The organism is Amycolatopsis coloradensis (assembly GCF_037997115.1).
Lineage (GTDB): Bacteria > Actinomycetota > Actinomycetes > Mycobacteriales > Pseudonocardiaceae > Amycolatopsis > Amycolatopsis coloradensis_A.
In genome coordinates, this window is the sequence record NZ_CP150484.1 from 6688731 (window position 1) to 6710553 (window position 21823).

The window sequence follows — 21823 nt, forward strand, 5'->3', positions numbered from 1 at the left end:
CGCTCACATCCTGAAGACGCCGAAGCCCTCGGCGCCCTTCACTGGTCCATTGTGGATCACGGACAGGCTGAGCCCGAGCACCGTTCGGGTGTCGCGGGGATCGATGATCCCGTCGTCGTAGAGCATCCCGGAGAGGAACATCGGCATCGACTCCGCCTCGATCTGCCCCTCCACCATGGCGCGCATGGCGGCGTCGTGCTCCTCGTTGTACTCCTGACCGCGCGACGCGGCGGCGGCACGGGCCACGATGGACAGCACACCCGCCAGCTGCTGCGGCCCCATGACCGCGGATTTCGCGCTGGGCCAAGCGAAAAGGAACCGGGGATCGTAAGCCCGGCCGCACATGCCGTAGTGCCCGGCGCCGTACGAGGCACCCATGAGCACCGACAGATGCGGGACCTTCGAGTTCGACACGGCGTTGATCATCATCGCGCCGTGTTTGATGATGCCGCTTTGCTCGTACTCCTTGCCGACCATGTAGCCGGTGGTGTTGTGCAGGAAGACCAGCGGCGTGTCGATCTGGTTGGCCAGCTGGATGAACTGCGCGGCCTTCTGCGACTCCTCGCCGAACAGCACACCTTGCGCGTTGGCCAGGATACCGACCGGGTAGCCGTGGATACTCGCCCAGCCGGTGGCGAGACTGCTGCCGTACAAGGGTTTGAACTCGTCGAAGTCCGAACCGTCGGCGACCCTGGCGATCACCTCGCGCGGGTCGAACGGCACCTTGAGGTCCGTGGGCACGATGCCGAGCAGGTCTTCCGCGGAGTACAACGGCTCCGCGTAGTCCGGCTTGGGCGTCGGGCCCTGTTTGGTCCAGTTGAGCCGTTTGACGATGCTGCGGCCGAGCCGGATCGCGTCCTCTTCGTCGGCCGCGAGATAGTCGGCGAGACCGGAGGTGCGGGCGTGCATCTCGGCGCCGCCGAGCGATTCGTCGTCGGAGTCCTCGCCGGTGGCCATCTTGACCAGCGGCGGCCCGCCGAGGAACACCTTCGCCCGTTCCTTGACCATCACGACGTAGTCCGACATGCCGGGCAGGTACGCGCCACCCGCGGTCGAGTTGCCGAACACCAGCGCGATCGTGGGCACCTTCGCCGCCGAAGACCGCGTGAGGTCACGGAAGATCCGGCCGCCGGGGATGAAGATCTCCTTCTGCGTCGGCAGATCGGCCCCGCCGGACTCGACGAGGTTGATCACCGGCAGCCGGTTCTGCGCGGCGATGTCCGCGGCGCGGTAGCTCTTCTTGGCCGTCCACGGGTTGCTCGCCCCGCCTTTGACCGTCGGGTCGCTCGCCGAGATCATGCACTCGACGCCTTCGACCACGCCGATGCCGGTGATCACGCTGGCGCCGACCTGGTAGTCCGAACCCCAGGCCGCCAGCGGCGACAGCTCCAGGAACGGCGAATCCTCGTCGAGGAGGAGCTCGATCCGCTCACGGGCCAGCAGCTTGCCGCGTTTGCGGTGCCGGGCGACGTACTTCTCGCCGCCGCCCGCGATCGCCTTGGCGTGCTCGCCGTCGATCTCGGCGAGTTTGCCGAGCATGGATTCGCGGTTCTCCGCGAACTCCTCGCTCCGCGTGTCCACAGTGGACCTGATCGTGCTCATGCGGTGTATCCCAATCGCTTCGCGGCCAAGCCGGTGAGGATCTCGTTGGTCCCGCCGCCGATACCGAGGATGCGCACGTCACGGTAGTGACGCTCCACTTCGGACTCCCGCATGTAGCCGAGTCCGCCGTGCAGCTGCACGGCCTCGTTGACCACCCATTCGGCGGTCTCGACGGCGGTGTTCTTCGCGAAACAGGCTTCGGCGATGACCTCTTCGCCCGCGACGTGCCGCTGGGCGACCTGCCGGGTGTAGGTACGGGCGACGTCGATCTTGCGGGCCATCTCGGTCAGCTTGTGCTGCACCAGCTGGCGGGAGATCAGTGGACGGCCGAAGGTCTCGCGCAGGCGGCACCAGTCCAGCGTCAGGTCCAGAGCCCGCTGCGCGTGCGCGTAACCCTGCACCGCCAGCGAGACCCGCTCGGTGACGAACTGGGTGGCGACCTGCGCGAACCCGCTGTTCTCGGCGCCGATCAGGTTCTCCGCGGGCACCCGGACATCCACATAGGACAGCTCGGCGGTGTCCGAGCAGAGCCAGCCCATCTTCTCCAGCTTGCGGGAGACGGTGAAGCCCGGCGTGCCGCGTTCGACCACGATGAGCGAGATCCCGTGGGCGCCGGCTTCGCCGGTGCGGACCACGGTGGTCACGAAGTCGGCGCGGCAGCCCGAGGTGATGAAGGTCTTGGCCCCGTTGATGACGTACTCGTCGCCCTCGCGCACCGCAGTGGTGCGAATCCCGGCGACGTCGGAGCCGCCGTCGGGCTCGGTGACCGCGAGCGAGCCGATCTTGTGGCCTTCCAGGGTCGGCCGGACCCAGCGTTCGATCTGCACCGGATCCCCGGCCGCCGCGATATGCGGGACGGCGATGCCGCAAGTGAACAGCGAAGCGAACAGCCCACCGGAACCGCCCGCGTAGTGCAGTTCCTCGGCGATGACGACGGCGTCGAGATAGTCACCACCCCCGCCGCCGACCTCCTCGGGGAAGCCGACACCGAGCAGCCCGAGTTCCCCGGCCTTGCGGTGCAGGTCGCGGGGCAGTTCGCCCTCGCGTTCCCACTCTTCGAGGTGGGGCAGGATCTCGGTTTCGGCGAACCGCCGCACGGTCTTGCGCAGTTCGGCGCGTTCCGGCGTGGAGAAGGGGTCGGTCACAGGAGGGCCTCCGGGATGTCGATCTCGCGGGAGCGCAGCCATTCCCCGAGCGCCTTCGCCTGCGGGTCGAACCGCGCCTGCGACGCGACGCCCTCGCCGAGGATGCCTTCGACGACGAAGTTGAGCGCCCGCAGGTTCGGCAGGAGATGCCGCCGGACCTCGAGGTCCGCGGTCTCCGGGAGCAGCAGTTTGAACTCGGTGACGGTGAGCCGGTGCGCGAGCCAGCGCCACGCCTCGTCGGAGCGTGCCCAGACACCGACGTTCGCGTTGCCGCCCTTGTCGCCGCTGCGGGCGCCGACCACCTTGCCGAGCGGTGCCCGCCGGACCTGCGCCTGGGTGAACGGCGCCGGCAGCCGGTCCTCGTCCACATCGGACAGTGGCAGGGTTTCGGCGGCGGGCGCGATGTCGCGACGCGTCCCGTCCGGCAGGACGGCCACGTGCGGGACTTCGTGCGCGTCGACGAAAGCGGGCCGGTACACGCCGTAGGGCGAGGCGGCCGCGGGCGGCGCGGTGACGTGGAAGCCCGGGTAGCTCGCCAACGCGAGTTCGATCGCCGCGCCGCTGAACGCGCGCCCGGCGACCTCCGGGTCGGCGTCCTTCACCGCGACGTGCAGCAGCGCGCTCGCCTGCTGCTCGGTTTCGGCGTCGGGCCGGTCGGTGCGGGCCAAGGTCCACTGGACGTCTGCCGGCGGCTTGGCCTTGAGCGCGCCTTCGAGTTGTTCCTTGACCAGAGCGGCTTTCGCCTCGATGTCGAGTCCGGTGAGGACGAACGTCGTCTCGTTCCGGAAACCGCCGAGCCCGTTCAGGCAGACCTTGAGCGCCGGAGGCGGCGGCTCGCCTGTCACGCCGCTGATCCGGACGCGGTCCGGGCCGTCCTCGGTCAGCGTCAGCGTGTCGAACCGCGCGGTGACGTCCGGCCCGGCATAGCGGGCGCCGGTGATCTCGTAGAGCAGTTGCGCGGTCACGGTTCCGGCGTTCACGACACCGCCGGTGCCGGGGTGTTTGGTGATCACGCTGGAGCCGTCGGCGGAGATCTCGGCGATCGGGAACCCGGGAACGCCGATCTCGTGCTCGGTGAAGAAGGCGTAGTTGCCGCCGGTGGCCTGCGTGCCGCATTCGATCACGTGCCCGGCGGCGACCGCGCCCGCCAGCGCGTCGTAGTCGTCGCGGGCCCAGCCGAAGTGCGCGGCGGCCGGGCCGACGATCACCGACGCGTCGGTGACGCGGCCGGTCACCACGATGTCGGCGCCCGCGTTCAGGCATTCCGCGATCCCCCACGCGCCGAGATACGCGTTGGCGGTCAGGGTCTTGCCGAAGCCGAGTTCTTCCGCGCGCTGGATGAGGTCGTCGCCCTCGACGTGCGCGATCGCGACGTCGACGCCGAGTTTCACGGCCAGTTCGCGAAGGGCCTCCGCGAGACCCGCGGAATTGAGCCCGCCGGCGTTGGCGACGATCTTGACGCCCTTTTCCTTCGCCAGCGCGAGATTCTGCTCCATCTGGCGCAGGAAGGTCTTGGCGTACCCGCGGTTCGGGTCCTTCATCCGGTCCCGGCCGAGGATGAGCATGGTCAGCTCGGCGAGGTAGTCGCCGGTCAGCACGTCGAGCGGGCCGCCGGTGAGCATCTCGTGGACCGCGGAGAACCGGTCGCCGTAGAACCCGGACGCGTTGCCGATCCTGATCGGGGTCATGCGAACTGCCCCGGTTTCCGCCCGGCACCGGGCGGCCCGGCGAAGGCCTGCGCGATCCCGAGCCATTCTTCGACGTCCTTGCCGGTGGCGACCAGGTCGGTGTCGGCGGGGTGACGGCGCTGGGTGATGACGAGGCAGAAGCCGACGGCGCTGCCGGTGAGCCGCTGCCCCGCGTCCTCGGGGCCGAACGCCCAAGTGGTGCCGTCGGGCGCGGTCAGCTCGACGCGGAATTCCTCGCTGGGCGGGGACAGCGAGTTGAGCTTGTAGGCGAAGTCGCGAGTGCGGGTGCCGAAGCGGGCGATGTGCCAGATCCGCGCGGTGTTCTCCCGCTCGACGCCGAGCGCGTCGTAGATGTCCTGGCCATGTGCCCAGGTCTCCATGAGGCGCGCCGTCACCATGGACGCGGCGCTCATCGGCGGGCCGTACCACGGGACCTTCTGCCCGTCGGGGACCGCGGCGAGCGCGTCAGCGAGTTTCGCGCGGCCGGCGCGCCACTCCGCCAGCAGCTCACGCGGCGGCGTCTTCGCGCCCTCCGCCGCGCCGTCGTCGACGTAGGATTCGCCCGTCGCGAGCAGCCCTTCGATCTCGGCCTGCCACTCGGCCTCGGATCCGCGCGCCGCGATCAGCGCCTTCTTGTCCGTCCAGGCCAGATGAGCGATCTGATGGGCGATCGTCCAGCCTTCGGCCGGGGTCCGCCGCGCCCAGTCCGACGCGGGCAGATCCGCCACCACGTCGTCGATGGCCTGCGATTCCGCCGCGAGATCCCCAAGGATCACGCCCAGGTCAGCCATGCCCGCCTCCTCGCGTCTCCCTCAGGCTGGCACCCCGCGCCGGAAAAATCAAGCACGCCTGATTGTTTTGTGGAGACGAACGGAACCGCGAGGTCAACCGGAGATGATGTCCAGCGCGACGGAACGGCCCCGGCCAGCGAACGGATTCCCTCGTCCGCCGCCGCCTTCACCTGCTTCGACGTCGCCCGTTCAGGACCGAGGAGCGCCGTGACGGAGTGAAGGCCTCCTTCCCTACCGTCAGGGTAGGCAAGGAGGCCTTCACGGACCGGCGTGCGAGCCGCCTACTTCCCCGCCCGCTCGAATTCCCGGATCAGCACCGGGTACTGCTCCCCGCCGTGCCCGCCGGCGATCGCCCGGTCGGCCATCGCCTTGAACAGCTTCGGCAGTTCTGCGTTCACCCCCAGCGCTTCGCATTCCTCGACCAGATGCGCCATTGCCCGTGCATCGGTTTCCAAGGCCGACACCTCCGCGGGGAAGGAATCCTTGTCGACCTGTTCGGCGTACCCGGGCAGCCAGCCCGCGACCCCGACGGCGATCTGCTGCGCGAAGGGCGCGTACGTCGCGGCGTCGACACCGGCCGTCTTGAGCATCGCCGTGCCCTGAAGCCACGCGTTCAGGACGCTCCACATCATCGTCAGGCCGGCGACGTCGTACAGGGACGCGAGTCCGGGGTCCTCGCCGAGGTGGCTGATCGTGCCGAGAGCGCCGAGCCCGAAGTCCGGCCGCGGCCCGCTCAGCAGGATCACCGCGTCGGCGGTCCCGATCGTCGACGGGATGGCCATGATCGCGCCGTCCACGTACCGGGCGCCCTGTTTTTCCACCCAGGCGGCGGTTTCCCGCGCCTAGGCGGAGTCGCCCGAGGTCAGGTTGACCAGTGTCGTGCCCGCCAGTGCGGCGTCGCCGAGCAGCGCACGCACGGCGGAGTAGTCGGTGAGGCACAGGATCGTCACGGTGCCGAGCGCGTCGCCGATCGTGGGCGCGAGCCGGGCGCCTTCGGCCACGAGCGCGTCCGCCTTGGCGGCCGTCCGGTTCCACACGGTCGTGGGATGCCCCGCCTTCAGGAACGCGCGGGCGAGCGCGGTGCCCATGAGACCGAGGCCGACGACCGATACCGGGGTGTTCTCGTTGTCTGTCATGGCACGATCGTCAACGTTGATACCGGTATGAAGGTCAAGTGGGGAAAGCGATGAAGATCGGTGAACTGAGTCACCGGACGGGCGTCAACGCCCACCAGTTGCGCTACTACGAGGCACAAGGCCTCCTGGAGGCGAGCCGCGGCGCGAACGGTTACCGCGAATACGACGAGACGGCTTTGCTGCGGGTGAAGCAGATCCGCCATCTGCTCGCCGCCGGCCTGTCGTCCGAAGACATCGCGTACCTGCTCCCCTGCGCGATCGGCGAGGAACCCGAGCTGATCGGCTGCCCCGAGTTGCTGGCCGCGATGCGCGAGCGGCTCGGACGCCTGGACGAGCAGCTGGCCAAGCTGACGCGATCGCGCGACGCGCTGGCCGAGTACATCTTGGTGGCCGAGCGGGTCGGCGGCGAGACCTATCCGCCTTTCGACGGCGCCGCCGCGTGAACGAGGCACACGAAGCGACCCGGCTGCGGGAGCAAGGCACCGACGAGGCGCGCCTGCGGCTGATCGAGCTGGCCGGGCGGCACCCGCGGGACGCCGTGATCGCCTACCAGACGGCCTGGGCCCACGATTCCGCCGGACTGGAGGCCGAAGCGGCCCCGTTCTACGAAGAGGCGCTCGCGGGCGACGGTCTGTCCACAGAGGACAGACACGGCGTGTTCGTCGGGCTCGGCAGCACCTATCGCGTCCTCGGCCGGTACGACGAGTCGCTCGCGACCTTGCGGCGCGGCCTCGGCGAGTTCCCGGACGACGCGACGCTGAGGACGTTCCTCGCGATGACGCTCTACAACGTCGGCGAGGCGCGCGAGGCGGCGGGAACCTTGTTGAAGGTGCTCGCGGCGACCAGCGCGGACGACGGCGTCCAGCGGTACCGGCGAGCGGTCGAGTACTACGCGGACCATCTGGACGACGTCGAATGAGCCTTATTGACACCTTGTCAACGTAGCCTTACTTTCACGTCATGAGCGCGTACGCCGAAATCACCTACGAGGTCGAAGACCGCATCGCGACGGTCACGCTCAACCGGCCCGAAGCCCGCAACGGCTACACCATTCGCATGGCCGACGAACTCGGCGACGCGATGGACCGGGCCGACCGCGACGAAGAGGTCCGGGTGGTGATCCTGACCGGCAACGGCAAGGATTTCTCGGTGGGCGCCGATCTCACGCAGGGCGGTTTCGACTTCGATCCGGAGACCGGGCCGGACGCGGCGTGGCAGGAACCGGCGGGCCGCTGCTCGAAGCGGATCTTCACGATGAACAAGCCGGTGATCGCGGCCCTGCGGGGCGCGGCCGTCGGCGGCGGCGTCACGATCACGCTGTCGTGCGACTACCGGCTGGCGTCCACGGATTCCCGGTTCGGTTTCGTCTTCGTCCGCCGCGGGATCTACCCCGAAGGCGCGTCCGCGTGGTTCCTCCCGCGGCTCGTCGGGATGGGCACGGCACTCGACTGGATGATCAGCGGCCGCGTCTTCGGCGCCGAGGAAGCGAAAACCGCCGGGCTGGTCCACAGTGTTCATGAGCCCGAGGAAGTGCTCGGCAAGGCACGCGAACTGGCTCTCGAGATCGCCACGACCACGTCGCCGGTGTCGGTCGCGGTGACCCGGCAGCTGTTGTACCGCATGGCCAGCGCGGAATCGCCGTTCCCCGTGCACGAACTGGACTCCAAGCTGATCGGCGGCCTGGGCTCCAGTCCGGACGCCGTCGAAGGCGTCGTGTCCTTCCTGCAGAAACGACCACCGGAGTTCTCCATGCGTGTAGACACCGACCAGCCCGCCTACCTGCCGTGGCGGAACTCGTGAACGCCTATCCCCCCGAGCCTTGGAACCTGGCGGGGCAGGCGTATCTGTCGATCTGGCGTGTCCCAGTGAGCGAACTGCCCGAACTGCCCGGCGGCGCCGAGCCGATCACGCTGGGCGTCCGCGCCCAGGTGTTCACCGCGTGGATCGACTACCAGGAGCCCGGGCAGCTTCAGTACCACGAGCTGCTGGCGACCGTCGCGGTCCGCGGCGAACGCCTCTCCAGCTCCATCACCGACATCTGGGTCGACAGCGAGGTCTCCCTCGCCGGCGGACGCGCGCTGTGGGGCATCCCCAAGGATCTCGCCGCGCTCGACTTCGCCCATGGGCGGACCTTCACCGCCTCGGCGGCCACCCACGAAGACTGGATCGCGACGGCGGCCTTCACCGCCCGCCCGGGCCTCCCGGTGCGGATGCCCGCGGCCTTCGACGTCGTCCAAATGCTGGACGGCCGTCTCAAAAGAAGCCCCGTCCGAGCGACGGCGAACCCGCGTCCCGCGGCCGCGGATTGGCGGATCAACGAGTCCGGCCCGCTCGGCTTCCTTGCCGGTCAGCGGCCCGCGCTGAGCGCCTGCCTGCGCGACTTCAAGATCGTCTTCGGCGGCTGACCAGCCGCACAGCGTGATCGTCTAACCCGCCAGGGTGAGCCGACGACACGCCACCCATTGGGGCACGTGCAGCCTCCGACCCCTACATGTAGTCTCTGGGAACCGGTACCGCCCAGCGACGGGGAGACCGCTCGGGAGCGGTTGCCGGACAGCTTTGTGAACGTGCAGCGCACGGCCTTGTGCGGCCTTGCGGTGCTTCAACGCGCCCTTTGGAGACTACGCATGTCAGTGGAAATCGGTCAGCGGCCACCTTCGTCCTCGGACACCACGCCCGCGACCGTGCGAGTCATCCGGCGGGACGGCAGCGTGTCCCCCTTCGACGCGAACAAGATCTCGGTCGCCGTGACCAAGGCCTTCCTCGCCGTCGAGGGCGGTGACGCGGCCGCCTCGTCGCGGATCCACCACCTGGTCAAGGAACTGACCGAGCAGATCGAGACCACCCTGCTCCGCCACGCCGGTCCTGAGACCGCGCTGCACATCGAGCAGATCCAGGACATCGTCGAGCTCGCACTGATGCGCGGCGAGCACCACAAGGTCGCCCGCGCGTACGTCCTGTACCGCGAAGAGCGCGCGAAGGCCCGTGAGGCCGAGAAGCCCGCGTCATCCGACGTCGCCATCAGCGTCAAGGCCGCCGACGGCTCGCTTCGCCCGCTCGACTGGGCCCGCGTCTCGCACGTGGTCGGCGAGGCCGTCGCCGGCCTCGAGGACGTTTCGGCCGAGCCGGTCCTGGCCGAGGCCAAGCGCAACCTCTACGACGGCATCAGCGCCGACGAACTCGCCCTCGCCCAGATCATGGCCGCGCGCGTGCTCGTCGAGCAGGAGCCCAACTACTCCTACGTCAGTGCCCGGCTGCTCGCGGACAAGCTCCGCGGCGAGGCGCTCAGCTACCTCGCGGGAGTGCCGCAGCAGGCCAGCCAAGACGAGATGACCGCGAGGTACCCGCAGTACTTCCGGGACTACCTCAAGCGCGCCATCGAGCTGGAGCTGGTCAACCCCGAGCTGCAGACCTTCGACCTGGACAAGATCACCGCGGCCATCCGCGCCGAGCGTGATCTCGACTTCGGCTTCCTCGGCCTCCAGACCCTGTACGACCGGTACTTCCAGCACCACGACGGCGTCCGCTTCGAGCTGCCGCAGGCGTTCTTCATGCGAGTCGCGATGGGTCTGGCGATCCGCGAGGACGACCGTGAGGCTCGTGCCATCGAGTTCTACGAGCTGCTTTCGACGTTCCACTTCATGGCGTCCACCCCGACGCTGTTCAACTCGGGCACCACGCGCCCGCAGCTGTCGTCCTGCTTCCTGACCACTGTGGACGACGACCTGGACTCGATCTTCCAGGCGTACAAGAACAACGCGCTGCTGGCGAAGTACTCGGGCGGTCTCGGCAACGACTGGACCCCGGTCCGCGGCCTCGGCGCGCACATCAAGGGCACCAACGGCCAGTCGCAGGGTGTCGTGCCGTTCCTCAAGATCGCCAACGACACCGCGGTCGCGGTGAACCAGGGTGGCAAGCGCAAGGGCGCGGCCTGCGCGTACCTCGAGACCTGGCACGTGGACATCGAGGAATTCCTCGACCTGCGCAAGAACACCGGTGACGACCGTCGCCGCACGCACGACATGAACACCGCGAACTGGGTGCCGGACGAGTTCCTGCGCCGCGTCGAGGCCGACGCGCAGTGGACGCTGTTCTCGCCGAACGAGACCCCGGACCTGCACGACCTCTACGGCAACGCGTTCGCCGAGCGCTACCGCGAGTACGAGGCCGCCGCCGAGCGTGGCGAGCTGAAGGTGTTCCGCAAGGTCCGCGCGGTCGACCTGTGGCGCCGCATGCTGACCATGCTGTTCGAGACCGGCCACCCGTGGATCACCTTCAAGGACCCGTGCAACCTGCGTTCGCCGCAGCAGCACGTGGGTGTCGTGCACTCGTCCAACCTGTGCACCGAGATCACCCTGAACACCACCACCGACGAGGTCGCGGTCTGCAACCTCGGCTCGGTGAACCTGCTCAAGCACGTCACCCCCGAGGGCTTGGACACCAAGCGCCTCGAGAAGACCGTGCGCACCGCGGTCCGCATGCTCGACAACGTGATCGACATCAACTTCTACACGATCCCGGAGGCGCGCCGCTCCAACCTGCGTCACCGCCCGATCGGGCTGGGCCTGATGGGCTTCCAGGACGCGCTGTTCGAGATCGGTGTCCCGCTGTCCTCGGACGAGGCCGTCCAGTTCGCGGACACCAGCATGGAGCACATCAGCTACTACGCGATCTCGGCCTCGACCGACCTCGCCGAGGAGCGCGGCCAGTACCAGACGTTCGAGGGTTCCTTGTGGAGCAAGGGAATCCTGCCGATCGACTCGATGCAGCTGCTGATCGACGCGCGGCAGGGCGACGCGCTCGACGTCGACACCTCGTCCACTTTGGACTGGGCGCCGCTGCGCGAGCGGGTCAAGACCGTCGGCATGCGCAACTCCAACGTGATGGCGATCGCGCCGACCGCGACGATCTCCAACATCTGCGGGGTCGGGCAGTCGATCGAGCCGCTGTTCCAGAACCTGTTCGTCAAGTCGAACATGTCCGGTGACTTCACCGTGGTGAACCCGCACCTGGTCCGCTCGCTCAAGGAGCGCGGGCTGTGGGACGAGGTCATGGTGTCGGACCTGAAGTACTTCGACGGCAGCCTCGGCCAGATCGACCGCGTGCCGGACGACCTGAAGGCGCTGTACGCGACCGCGTTCGAGATCGAGTCGAAGTGGCTGGTGGACGCCGGTTCGCGGCGCCAGAAGTGGATCGACCAGGCTCAGTCGCTGAACCTGTACATCGCGGCGCCCAGCGGCCGCAAGCTCGACGAGCTGTACCGCTACGCCTGGCACAAGGGCCTCAAGACCACGTATTACCTGCGGGCGCGGTCCGCGACGCACGTGGAGAAGAGCACCCTGCGCGGCACCGACGGCAAGCTGAACGCGGTCTCGGCCACCCCGGCCCCCGCCGCACCCGCTTCGCCGAAGCCCGCCGCTCCGGCCCCGGCTCCCGCCGCTTCGCCCGCCCCGTCGGCTTCCGCCGCGGTCCCGGCCGTGCCGGTCACCGCGCCCGCACCGGCCGCCAAGCCGGAGCCGAAGGAGATGCCGAAGGTCTCGGACGTCGACTTCGTCGCCGCCGACGGCGCCGCCTGCCGGATCGACGACCCCGACTGCGAAGCCTGCCAGTAACGACATCCTCGTGAGTGGTAAGGGCGGTTAGAACCGTCCTTACCACTCACGACGCCTCTTGGAGTGTGCCCTTCATGACCACCTTTGACGCCTCCACCGACGCCACGGGCCTCGGTGAGATCGAAGTCGGCGCCGCCCGCATCAACGTCGACGACAAGCGGATGATCAACGCCCGCGCCGACGTCAACCAGCTGCTGCCGATGAAGTACACCTGGGCGTGGGAGAAGTACCTCGCCGGCTGCAACAACCACTGGATGCCGACCGAGGTCGCCATGCAGGCCGACATCGCGCTGTGGAAGTCGCCCGACGGCCTCACCGAGGACGAGCGCACCATGCTCAAGCGCAACCTCGGCTTCTTCGCCACCGCGGAATCGCTGGTGGCCAACAACATCGTGCTCGCGGTGTACCGGCAGATCACCAACCCCGAATGCCGCCAGTACCTGCTGCGCCAGGCGTTCGAGGAGGCCGTGCACACGCACACCTTCCAGTACATCTGCGAGAGCCTCGGCCTGGTCGAGGGCGAGCTGTTCAACATGTACCGCGAGGTCCCGTCCATCTCGGACAAGGACGCGTGGGCGCTGAAGTACACGCAGAACCTGGAGAACCCGGACTTCGAGACCGGGACGCCGGAGGCCGACCAGGCCTTCCTGCGTGACCTCGTCGCGTTCTACGTGATCTTCGAGGGCATGTGGTTCTACACCGGCTTCGCGCAGATCCTGTCGCTCGGCCGCCGGAACAAGATGGTCGGCATCGCCGAGCAGTACCAGTACATCCTGCGCGACGAGTCGATCCACCTGAACTTCGGCATCGACTGCATCAACCAGATCAAGATCGAGAACCCGCACCTGTGGACCGAGGAGTTCCAGGCCGAGGTCCGCACCATGCTGACCGAGGCGTGCGAACTCGAGGTCGCCTACGCCCGCGACACCATGCCGCGCGGCATGCTCGGACTCTCGGCCGAGCTGATCGAGCAGTACATGCACTTCATCACCGACCGGCGAGCGCAGCAGATCGGCCTCGCGCCGATCTTCGGCGAGACCGAGAACCCGTTCCCGTGGATGTCGGAGGCGATGGACCTCAAGAAGGAGAAGAACTTCTTCGAGACCCGCGTCATCGAGTACCAGTCCGGTGGTGCCCTCGACTGGGACTGACCCCCCGTCCGTAGTACATGAAGGCCCCCTTCCTTGCGCCTAGGTACAGGAAGGNCGTACTCCCACGGCAGGAACTGCTTCATCAGCGACACCCTTCCTTGCGCCTAGGTACAGGAAGGGGGCCTTCATGTACTTCCACTTCGCGGTACGCTCCGAAGTGCTACTGGTTCGCCCGGCCTCCCCGGCCGGTCGAGGTAACAGGGAACCCGGTGCGAATCCGGGACTGCCCCGCAGCGGTATGTGGGAACGAAAGCCGTCACCGTGCGAGACACGGTAAAGCACTGGGACATGGCGCCCCGGGAAGCGACGGCCGGTAGGAACGAGCGAGTCGCCCACGAGTCCGAAGACCTGCCCGTGGTACGCGCGCCGACGGCGTGCGTGAGTCCGGGCCTCGTGGGATGGGCACGACCGAACGGCGGTCACTCCTGCGCGCTCCGGGCTCTCACGACAAGCTCGCGAGGAGAGAGCTGTGACCGAAATCGGCACGACAGTGCTGGGCTACCCCCGGATCGGACCGGACAGGGAACTCAAGCGTTCACTCGAACGCTACTGGGCGGGCAAAATCGACGAGGCCGAACTACTGGGCATCGGCCGCGCGCTGCGCACCAGGACCTGGCGGGAACTCAAGGACGCGGGACTGAAATCCGTCCCCTCCAACACCTTCTCCCACTATGACCAGGTGCTCGACACCACCGAGCTGTTCGGAGCGCTGCCGGAGCGCTTCACGACGCTCGGTCTCTCGCCGCTCGACACCTACTTCGCCGCCGCACGCGGGGTGCAGGACGCGCCGGCGATGGAGATGACGAAGTGGTTCGACACGAACTACCACTACCTCGTCCCCGAACTCGGCCCGGATACGACGTTCTCGCTCACCGGCACCAAACCGCTCGACGAATACCGCGAAGCCCGTGCGGTCGGTGTCGAGACCCGGCCGGTGCTGGTGGGCCCGGTGACGTTCCTGCTGCTCGCGAAGCCGGCCGAGACCGCTCCGGAGGACTTCCGACCGCTGGACCTGCTCGACAACCTCCTCGACGGCTACGCCGAGCTGCTGCGCCGTCTGCACGACGAAGGCGTCGAGTGGGTTCAGTTCGACGAACCCGCCTTCGCCGCGGACCGCACCGAGAGGGAGCTCAACGCACTCATCCGCGCCTACCACCGGCTCGCGAAGGAGCCCGCGCGGCCCAAGATCCTGGTCGCCGGGTACTTCGGCGGTCTCGGCCGCGGCTTGGGGGTGCTCGCGCGCTCTCCGATCGACGCCATCGCGGTCGACCTCGTCACCGATGAGTCCTTTGTGGACGCCGTCGCCGCCGAACCCGCCTTGCGGGACAAGGAAGTGCTGGCCGGTGTCGTGGACGGGCGCAACGTCTGGCGCACGGATCCGACCCGCGCGCTCAGCCGAGCGGCGATGCTGCTGGGTATCGCGAAAGCGGTCAGCGTGTCGACGTCCTGCTCATTGCTTCACGTGCCCTACGACGTCGAGCGGGAGGACGGACTGCACCCGCGTCTGAAAGGCTGGCTCGCCTTCGCCAGGCAGAAGGTCGACGAGGTCGTCTTGCTCGGGCGCGCGCTGAAGGAAGAGGGCGTCGACCTCTCCGCCGCCCGTGCCGCGGCCACGGATCGCGCGACGGCGGCCGACCTGGCCGACAGCGGGGTCCGCGCCCGGCTGGAGGCACTGCGGCCGGAGGACACCGTCCGCTCCCCCTACGCCCGGCGCGCGGCGGCTCAGCAGGCCGCGCTGAAGCTGCCGCCGTTGCCGAGCACGACGATCGGCTCGTTCCCGCAGACCACCGACGTCCGCAAGGCGCGGGCCGCGCACAAGGCGGGTTCGCTGGACGACGCGGGCTACGAAGCCGCGATGAAGGCGGAGATCGAGCGCGTCGTCCGGCTGCAGGAGGACCTCGGCCTGGACGTGCTGGTGCACGGCGAACCCGAGCGCAACGACATGGTGCAGTACTTCGCCGAGCGGCTGGCCGGGTTCGCGGCCACCGACTTCGGCTGGGTACAGTCCTACGGTTCGCGCTGCGTCCGGCCGCCGATCCTGTACGGCGACGTCTCCCGGCCGGAGCCGATGACCGTCGAGTGGGCGCGCTACGCGCAGGGCCTGACCGGCAAACCCGTCAAAGGCATGCTGACCGGACCCGTGACGATCCTGGCGTGGTCGTTCGTCCGCGACGATCAGCCGCTGGGCGAGACCGCCCGTCAGGTGGCGCTGGCCATCCGCGATGAGGTGCACGACCTGCAGGAGGCGGGCATCCGCGTCATCCAGGTGGACGAGCCGGCGCTGCGGGAGCTGCTCCCCCTGCGCGCGACGGCGCACGAGGCGTACTTCGCGTGGGCGGTTTCGTCGTTCCGGCTGGCGACTTCCGGAATCGACGACGCCACTCAGATCCACACGCACATGTGCTACTCGGAGTTCGGTGAGGTGGTCGAGGCGATCGACGCGCTCGACGCCGACGTCACCAGCATCGAGGCCGCGCGGTCGAAGATGGAGGTCGTCACCGACCTCGCCGCGGCGGGCTTCGGCCGCGGCGTCGGGCCTGGCGTCTACGACATCCATTCGCCGCGCGTCCCCGCGGTCGACGAGGTCAGCGGGCTGCTGCGGACCGCCGTCGGCGCCGTGCCCGCCGAGCGGATCTGGGTCAACCCGGACTGCGGTCTGAAGACCCGCGGGTACGCCGAGGTCGAACCGGCCCTGCGGAACCTGGTCGCGGCCGCCCGCGTGGTCCGCTCCGAACTGGCCTGACCGGTCCGTGAAGGCCTCCTTCCCTACCCTCAAGGTAGTGAAGGAGGCCTTCACGGAACTTCCACCGGGGTATTGTCAGGACGTCAATAAGGGTGCGATGGTGGAACGGTAACCGATCTCAGCGGGGAGATGGTCGCCATGGCGAACGCCGTCGAAAAGGTCACCGGGGCACTGCGCGAGCGGGTCCCGCCGCTTACCTCGATCCCCCTCCCGCGTTCGGTCGACCAGCGCTGGCTCGGCGCGACCTGGCCGGTCCGCGAGCTCGCGCCCGCCCCGCCGGGCCTCAAACCCGTCCTCGGCGACGAAGGCCCGCCGGTCATCGGGCATGCCCTGGACTTCATGCGCTTCGGCATCGAGTTCGGTCTCAAACGCTACGAGACCTACGGACCGGTGTCGTGGATGGGCGCGTTCGGGCGCCGCATCGTCGCGCTCACCGGCCCGGAGGCCACCCAGATCGCGTTGGTGAACAAGGACAAGGCCTTCTCCCAGGAGGGCTGGAAGTTCTTCATCGAGCAGTTCTTCGACCGCGGTCTGATGCTGCTCGACTTCGGCGAGCACCATCTGCACCGGCGGATCATGCAGGCGGCGTTCACCCGGCAACGGCTCACCGGTTACGTCGACCAGATGGGACCGGCCCTGCGTAAGGGCGTCGCCGCGTGGGCCGACCGGCAGAACCCGCGGATCTACTGGTACCTCAAGCAGCTCACGCTCGACGTCGCGACGCGCGTGTTCATGGGCATGAGTTCCGGCGACGACGCGGCCGCGATCAACCGCGCGTTCGTGAACTCCGTGCGCGCGGGCACGGCCATCGTGCGGTTCCCCGTTCCCGGCGGCCGCTGGGCGGCGGGTTTGCACGGCCGCAAAGTCCTCGAACGCTACTTTTCGGCGAACCTGCCGGCGAAACGGGCCGGCGACGGCGACGACCTCTTCACCGCGTTGTGCCACGCCACCACCGAAGACGGTGACCGCTTCACCGACTCCGACGTCGTCAACCACATGATCTTCCTGATGATGGCCGCGCACGACACCTCGACGATCACCAGCGCCGCCGCCGTCTACCACCTCGCCAAGAATCCCGAGTGGCAGGAACGCGCGCGCCGGGAATCGCTCGCGCTCGGCGGCGACGTGCCGGACATCGAGGCGCTGGAGACCCTGACGACGCTGGATCTGGTGATCAAGGAAGCCCTGCGGCTGGTGGCCCCGGTTCCTTCCCTGACCAGGAAGACCGTGAAGGACACCGAGGTTCTCGGGCATTTCATTCCCGAAGGGACACTCGTCGGGATTTCCCCCACCGTCAACCACTTCTCGCCGGAGCACTGGACCGACCCCATGCGGTTCGACCCGGACCGCTTCGGCGAGGACCGCCGCGAGGACAAGTCGCATCGCTACGCGTGGATGCCGTTCGGCGGCGGGGCGCACAAGTGCATCGGCCTGCATTTCGGGACATTCGAGGTGAAGGCGCTGCTGCACGAGATGCTGCGGGCGTATCGGTGGTCGGTACCGGAGAACTACACCGCACGCTGGGACTACGTCTCGCTGCCCGTACCGGCGGACGGACTGCCGATCCGCCTGACACCCCGCTGAAGCCGGACCAATCGGTCAACCACGAACGAGTACTCTTGGTAACTTCCGGTCACCACTCGTGTAGCAGCGATCACCCTTTCAGCCGGTAGACACCCCGGATCGCGCATGATGCCGTGGCACTACACCCGGTCGGCCCATACCTAGTGTGGGTCCGTGGGCTCGGACACCCGGTCTGAGCTGGCCATCAACCGAGCATGAAGAGGTGAAGTGTGCCCGAACCTGGTTCCGCGCCAGGGTTGGTGGACGTCGCTCGGAGATGGGCCGAGACGCTCGCTGACACTAAAGGAGTATCGCTTCCCAAGGAGCAACTCGAACAGCTGCTGCTCGGTGTCGCCCAGGACGCCGTCTTGGCCGAGCCCGACCATCAGCCCGCCGTGTTGCGCTTCTCCAAGCTCTATTCCGCCTCTCCCATCGGGATCGCCCTCGCGGACGCCAACGGCACCATCGTGGAGGCGAACGCCGCGCTCGGCCGTCTCCTCGGCTGCCGCCCCTCCGCGCTGCGCGGGCGGGAGATCCCCGATCTCGGCTCCGCCGAACACGACGTCGCCCGCCTGCGGAACGCGCTCGCGCAGCTCATGACGCACGGCCAGCCGACACAGCAGGAACGCCTGCTGCTGGATCACAGCGAGGAAGGCTCGCTCTGGGTCGACGTGACTCTCACCGATCTCCCGGGTGACCGGCCCGGTTCGACCTATCCGGTGCTGATGGTCTCCGACGCCAACGAGATCCACCTGCTGCAGGAACGGCTGCTGCACCAGAACGTGCACGACGCGCTGACCGGCCTGCCCAACGCCACCGCGTTCGACAACGCCCTCGAAACCGCGCTGGCCGGGTCCGGCGGCGAGCAGGTCGCACTCGTTTATCTCGACGTCGACGGCTTCAAGGTGATCAACGACGGTCTCGGGGCCGGCGTGGGCGATCAGGTGCTGCGCGGGGTCGCGAAGAAGCTCACGTCCGTCTTCACCGGCAGGCACAACGGTTCGGTCGCCCGGCTGTCCGGCGACGGGTTCGCCGTCCTGCTGCGCGGCGACTTCACCCCGCCCGAGGTGATCACGCTGGTCGAGCAGGCCTTGGAGGAGCTGGTCGAGCCGATCTACCTCGGCGGGCACGGTATCGGGGTCAGCGCGAGCGCGGGCATCGTCGTCCGCCCGGTCGCCGACGGCGGCCCCGAAGACCTGCTTCGCGCCGCGGAAATCGCCCTGCACCGCGCCAAGGAGGCGGGCAAGGCGCAGTGGATGCTGTTCGATCCGGAACTCGACGCGCGTGACCGGGGCCGCTACCAGCTCGGCGCGGTCATCGCGGGCGCGCTGGAGAACGGTGAGTTCTCGCTGATCTACCAGCCGACGGTGAAGCTCGCGAATCCCGACCAGCTGGCCGCGGTCAACGCCGGATTGCGCTGGAGCCACCCGGAGAAGGGTGAACTGGACTCGGACGATTTCTATCCGCTCGCGCAGATCACCGGGATGACCATCCCGCTCGGCCGGTGGCTGCTGGCCGAATCGCTCGCCGCCACCGCGAGATGGCGGAACAGGTTCGGCGAGGCCGCTCCCGACGTCTGCGTGCGGCTGCCGAACCGGCTGGCCATCGAGCCCGATCTGGTCCTGTTGGTCAAGGAACAGCTCGACCGGCACAACCTGCCCGCCCAGGCGCTGCGGCTGTGCACGGACCGCGAGTCCGTGCTCGACTCGAGCGGCGAGGTGCTGGACTCCTTCGCCGTGCTGGCCGATCTGGGCGCCCAGCTGGTGCTGACCATCTCCGGTTCGGACGATCTGGAGCTGATCCCGCGCCACGGGCTGCCGGTCCGCCACGTGATCCTGTCCGGCGCGGTCGTCGACGCGCTGGCCGACGGCGAGGACGAGGCCGACGTCCGCCACCTGTGCCAGCTGGTCGCCAGGGCCAAGGAGCTGAACCTGCGCATCGGCGCGGAGGGCGTCCGGAGTCCCGAACAGGCCGAACGGCTGCGGCGGTACGGCGTGCTCGCGGCGCGTGGTTCGTTCGTGGCGGATTCCGCGACCGGGGACGAGGTCGACGAGCTGATCGAACGGCACGCCCCCTGACGTGACAGGATCGGTCCATGGACCAAGGTGACATCGCCCCGGACTTCACTCTGCCCGACGACAAGGGCGAGGAGCGCACGCTGTCGGACTTCCTCTCGTCCGGCCCGGTCGTGCTGTTCTTCTACCCCGCCGCGATGACCAGCGGCTGCACCGCGGAAAGCTGTCACTTCCGCGACCTGGCCGCCGAATTCGCCGAAGTGGGCGCGCACCGCGTCGGCATCAGCCCGGACGCCGTCGCCAAACAGCAGGAGTTCTCGGCCAAACACGGCTTCGACTACCCCTTGCTGTCCGATGTGGACGGTGTGGTGGCGAAACAGTTCGGCGTATGGCGCAAATTCAGCCCGCTGCACGCCAAACGGCACACCTTCGTCATCGACACCGACCGCAAGGTGCTCGAAGTGATCAAGAGCGAGCTGAAGTTCACCGTGCACGCCGACAAGGCGCTCGCGGCCTTGCGCGAGCGCAAGACTAAGGACGCTTGAGCCGCCAGATCCGGTTGACGCCCGCGCAGGCGGGGGCGAGCGGCGGTTCGGCGGCCTCGTCGCCGGTCATCGTGAAGCCCAGCCGCGCGGGCACGGCACCGCTCGCGAGGTTCTTCTCGTCGTGCCGGATCTCGACCTCCGGCGCGCCGAGCCGGAAAGCCTCGTCGGCCAAGAGCTTCGCGGCCCTGGTCGCGAAATCGCGACCGGTGTGGTGCCTGCCGAGCCAGTAGCCGATCTCGATCCGGTCCGGATGCGTGATCATGCCCGCGCCGCCGACGAGGTCTTCCCCGCTGAGGATCGCGAAGTCGTAGGTCTTGCCGTCGGCCCAGTTCGCCGCGGTCCGCTCCAGGAAGTCGGCGGCTTCACGACGGCCGTAACCGTAGGTGGCCCAGATCATCCAGGCGCCGAGATGCCCGGCGGAGTCGCCCGCGACGGCGGCGAGGGTTTCGAGCTGCTCCGGCTTCCAGCGGCGCAGCGTGACGCCGTCGTCGGCGAGGGTTTCGGCGGGCGCTTCCATCAGGCTCCTCGTGAGTGGTAAGGACGGTTAGAACCGTCCTTACCACTCACCAGGCCGACGATCAGGTCAAAATCGCGCTGTCCGGGATCACCGTGTCGTTCTTCAACGCGTCGAACAGCAGCTTCGACTTCGTCTTGTCCCAGTTCTCCGCCGAACCGCTGGTCACCGGCACCGTCGTGGTGACGACACCGCCCGAGGAGATCCCGCGCATCGCCAGCGCCAGCCCCACCAGGTTGTGCACGTGGTCGCCCGAATCCATCGTCAGCGCGTCCGGCGCCGTCGACAGCAGCGGGAAAAGCGAGAACGGGTTCAGCAATGTGCCGGGGCTGCCGATCTCGCTGACCATCGCGCCGATGAACTTCCGCTGGTTGGCCACGCGGTCGAGGTCCGAACGCGGGGTGGCCTCGCTGTGCCGCATGCGGACGAACCCGAGCGCCTGCGGACCCTGGAGGTCCTGGCAGCCCGCGGGGATCTTGATCTTGGTGAGGGTGTCCTCCATCGGCTTCTCGACGCACATGTGGACCCCGCCGATCGCGTCGACGATCTTCGCGAAGCCACCGAAGCCGATCTCGGCGTAGTGGTCGATGCGCAGGCCCGTGGCGCCCTCGACGGTCTGCGCGAGCAGCGTCGGGCCGCCGATCGAGAACGCCGCGTTGATCTTGTTCTTGCCGTGCCCCGGGATGGTCACCTGCGAGTCGCGCGGAAGGCTCAGCAGCGTCGGTTTGGTGCTGTTGTCAGGGACGTGCGCGATCATGATGGTGTCGGTGCGCTTGCCGCCGCCTGCGGCCTTGCTGTCCCCGGTGACCAGCTTCTCCTGCTCTTCGGGGGTCAGCCCGTCGCGGCTGTCGGAGCCCACGATCAGCCAGTTGGTGCCTTCGGCCGCGACGGGGCGACCGGAGTAGTCGGCCAGCGCGTCGACGCGGTTGATGGAGAACTCCAGGTACACCCACACGCCGGCGAGGAACACCACGAACACGGTCAGCAGGGTGAGCAGCACCTTGCCGAAGCCCCAGCGCTTACGTCGCCGCGGCGGCCGCGCACCGTCGTCGGCCGGGCGGCCAGGAGGGGGCTGCGGCGGGCCTGGACGGCGTGGTGGCGGACCGGCGGGCCGTTCCTGGCCGCCGTGTCCCATGGGCCTCGTCCGCTCGTCGTACGGGCTGCTCCCCCGGCCCGGCAGCGGCATCATCTGCGCGGGCTGATGCCGCCGGGGGCGGCCGGACGGCGGCCGTTGCGGCGGCGGCATCCGTCGCCCTCGGTCGTCGCCTCCATACGTCATGCCGAATCACCCGTCCCGGTCTCGCGTGTAGGGCCCAGT

16 protein-coding genes, 1 pseudogene and 1 riboswitch are annotated in these 21823 nt (G+C 68.5%); of the genes and pseudogenes, 10 read left to right on the forward strand and 7 right to left on the reverse strand.

All coding sequences use genetic code 11. The annotated features are described in order from the left end of the window. Nucleotides 1-3: 3 nt before the first annotated feature. The 5 genes and pseudogenes from LCL61_RS31025 to LCL61_RS31045 all read right to left on the reverse strand — a co-directional run bounded on the left by LCL61_RS31025 (nt 4) and on the right by LCL61_RS31045 (nt 6362). Entirely contained in the window at nt 4-1602 is a 1599-nt protein-coding gene (locus LCL61_RS31025) for an acyl-CoA carboxylase subunit beta (protein WP_340683056.1), read from the reverse strand. Next, complete coding sequence (locus tag LCL61_RS31030; RefSeq protein ID WP_340683057.1) at nt 1599-2747, reverse strand: acyl-CoA dehydrogenase family protein; 1149 nt, start codon at nt 2745-2747, stop codon at nt 1599-1601. The genes LCL61_RS31025 and LCL61_RS31030 overlap by 4 nt, the downstream gene beginning before the upstream one ends. Next, nucleotides 2744-4435 (reverse strand): acyclic terpene utilization AtuA family protein, encoded by a 1692-nt coding sequence (locus tag LCL61_RS31035; RefSeq protein ID WP_340683058.1) that lies wholly within the window; start codon nt 4433-4435, stop codon nt 2744-2746. The genes LCL61_RS31030 and LCL61_RS31035 overlap by 4 nt, the downstream gene beginning before the upstream one ends. Further along, the gene (locus tag LCL61_RS31040; RefSeq protein WP_340683059.1) at nt 4432-5226 is read right to left on the reverse strand and encodes a TIGR03084 family metal-binding protein; all 795 of its coding nucleotides are present in this window, start codon (nt 5224-5226) and stop codon (nt 4432-4434) included. The genes LCL61_RS31035 and LCL61_RS31040 overlap by 4 nt, the downstream gene beginning before the upstream one ends. Nucleotides 5227-5507: 281 nt before the next feature. Beyond that, nucleotides 5508-6362, reverse strand: a pseudogene (locus LCL61_RS31045) (NAD(P)-dependent oxidoreductase). A 50-nt stretch (nt 6363-6412) separates the two neighbouring features. On the opposite strand from LCL61_RS31045, the gene LCL61_RS31050 reads away from it, so the two are divergent. The 10 genes from LCL61_RS31050 (at nt 6413) to LCL61_RS31095 (ending at nt 19991) form a co-directional block, all read left to right on the forward strand. Further along, nucleotides 6413-6805: a MerR family transcriptional regulator gene (locus tag LCL61_RS31050; RefSeq protein ID WP_340688718.1), complete on the forward strand. Its 393-nt coding sequence runs from the start codon at nt 6413-6415 to the stop codon at nt 6803-6805. Next, nucleotides 6802-7281 (forward strand): tetratricopeptide repeat protein, encoded by a 480-nt coding sequence (locus tag LCL61_RS31055; RefSeq protein ID WP_340683060.1) that lies wholly within the window; start codon nt 6802-6804, stop codon nt 7279-7281. The genes LCL61_RS31050 and LCL61_RS31055 overlap by 4 nt, the downstream gene beginning before the upstream one ends. A 41-nt stretch (nt 7282-7322) precedes the next feature. Then, the gene (locus LCL61_RS31060) at nt 7323-8162 is read left to right on the forward strand and encodes an enoyl-CoA hydratase-related protein (RefSeq protein ID WP_340683061.1); all 840 of its coding nucleotides are present in this window, start codon (nt 7323-7325) and stop codon (nt 8160-8162) included. Next, a complete protein-coding gene (locus tag LCL61_RS31065; RefSeq protein WP_340688719.1) occupies nt 8159-8767 on the forward strand; it encodes an acetoacetate decarboxylase family protein in 609 nt (202 codons plus the stop codon). Before LCL61_RS31060 ends, LCL61_RS31065 begins: the two co-directional genes overlap by 4 nt. A gap of 222 nt (nt 8768-8989) precedes the next feature. Beyond that, nucleotides 8990-11974, forward strand: a complete 2985-nt coding sequence (locus LCL61_RS31070; RefSeq protein ID WP_340683062.1) for a ribonucleoside-diphosphate reductase subunit alpha — start codon at nt 8990-8992, stop codon at nt 11972-11974. Nucleotides 11975-12048: 74 nt separating this feature from the next. Further along, nucleotides 12049-13125: a ribonucleotide-diphosphate reductase subunit beta gene (locus tag LCL61_RS31075; protein WP_340683063.1), complete on the forward strand. Its 1077-nt coding sequence runs from the start codon at nt 12049-12051 to the stop codon at nt 13123-13125. A gap of 147 nt (nt 13126-13272) precedes the next feature. Next, nucleotides 13273-13495: riboswitch (cobalamin riboswitch) on the forward strand. Nucleotides 13496-13594: 99 nt separating this feature from the next. After that, nucleotides 13595-15868 (forward strand): 5-methyltetrahydropteroyltriglutamate--homocysteine S-methyltransferase, encoded by a 2274-nt coding sequence (metE, locus tag LCL61_RS31080; protein WP_340683064.1) that lies wholly within the window; start codon nt 13595-13597, stop codon nt 15866-15868. A 138-nt stretch (nt 15869-16006) separates the two neighbouring features. After that, complete coding sequence (locus LCL61_RS31085) at nt 16007-17452, forward strand: cytochrome P450 (RefSeq protein ID WP_340683065.1); 1446 nt, start codon at nt 16007-16009, stop codon at nt 17450-17452. Between the two features lie 209 nt (nt 17453-17661). Further along, on the forward strand, nt 17662-19509 hold the full coding sequence (locus LCL61_RS31090; RefSeq protein WP_340683066.1) for a putative bifunctional diguanylate cyclase/phosphodiesterase: 1848 nt from the start codon (nt 17662-17664) through the stop codon (nt 19507-19509). A gap of 17 nt (nt 19510-19526) precedes the next feature. Then, nucleotides 19527-19991, forward strand: coding sequence for a peroxiredoxin (locus LCL61_RS31095; RefSeq protein ID WP_034311845.1), 465 nt, complete (start codon nt 19527-19529; stop codon nt 19989-19991). Here LCL61_RS31095 and LCL61_RS31100 read toward each other — a convergent pair. Together LCL61_RS31100 and LCL61_RS31105 are read right to left on the reverse strand one after the other, a co-directional pair. After that, the gene (locus tag LCL61_RS31100) at nt 19978-20508 is read right to left on the reverse strand and encodes a GNAT family N-acetyltransferase (protein ID WP_340683067.1); all 531 of its coding nucleotides are present in this window, start codon (nt 20506-20508) and stop codon (nt 19978-19980) included. The genes LCL61_RS31095 and LCL61_RS31100 overlap by 14 nt on opposite strands. A gap of 61 nt (nt 20509-20569) precedes the next feature. Further along, the gene (locus tag LCL61_RS31105; protein ID WP_340683068.1) at nt 20570-21784 is read right to left on the reverse strand and encodes an LCP family protein; all 1215 of its coding nucleotides are present in this window, start codon (nt 21782-21784) and stop codon (nt 20570-20572) included. Nucleotides 21785-21823: the final 39 nt, after the last annotated feature.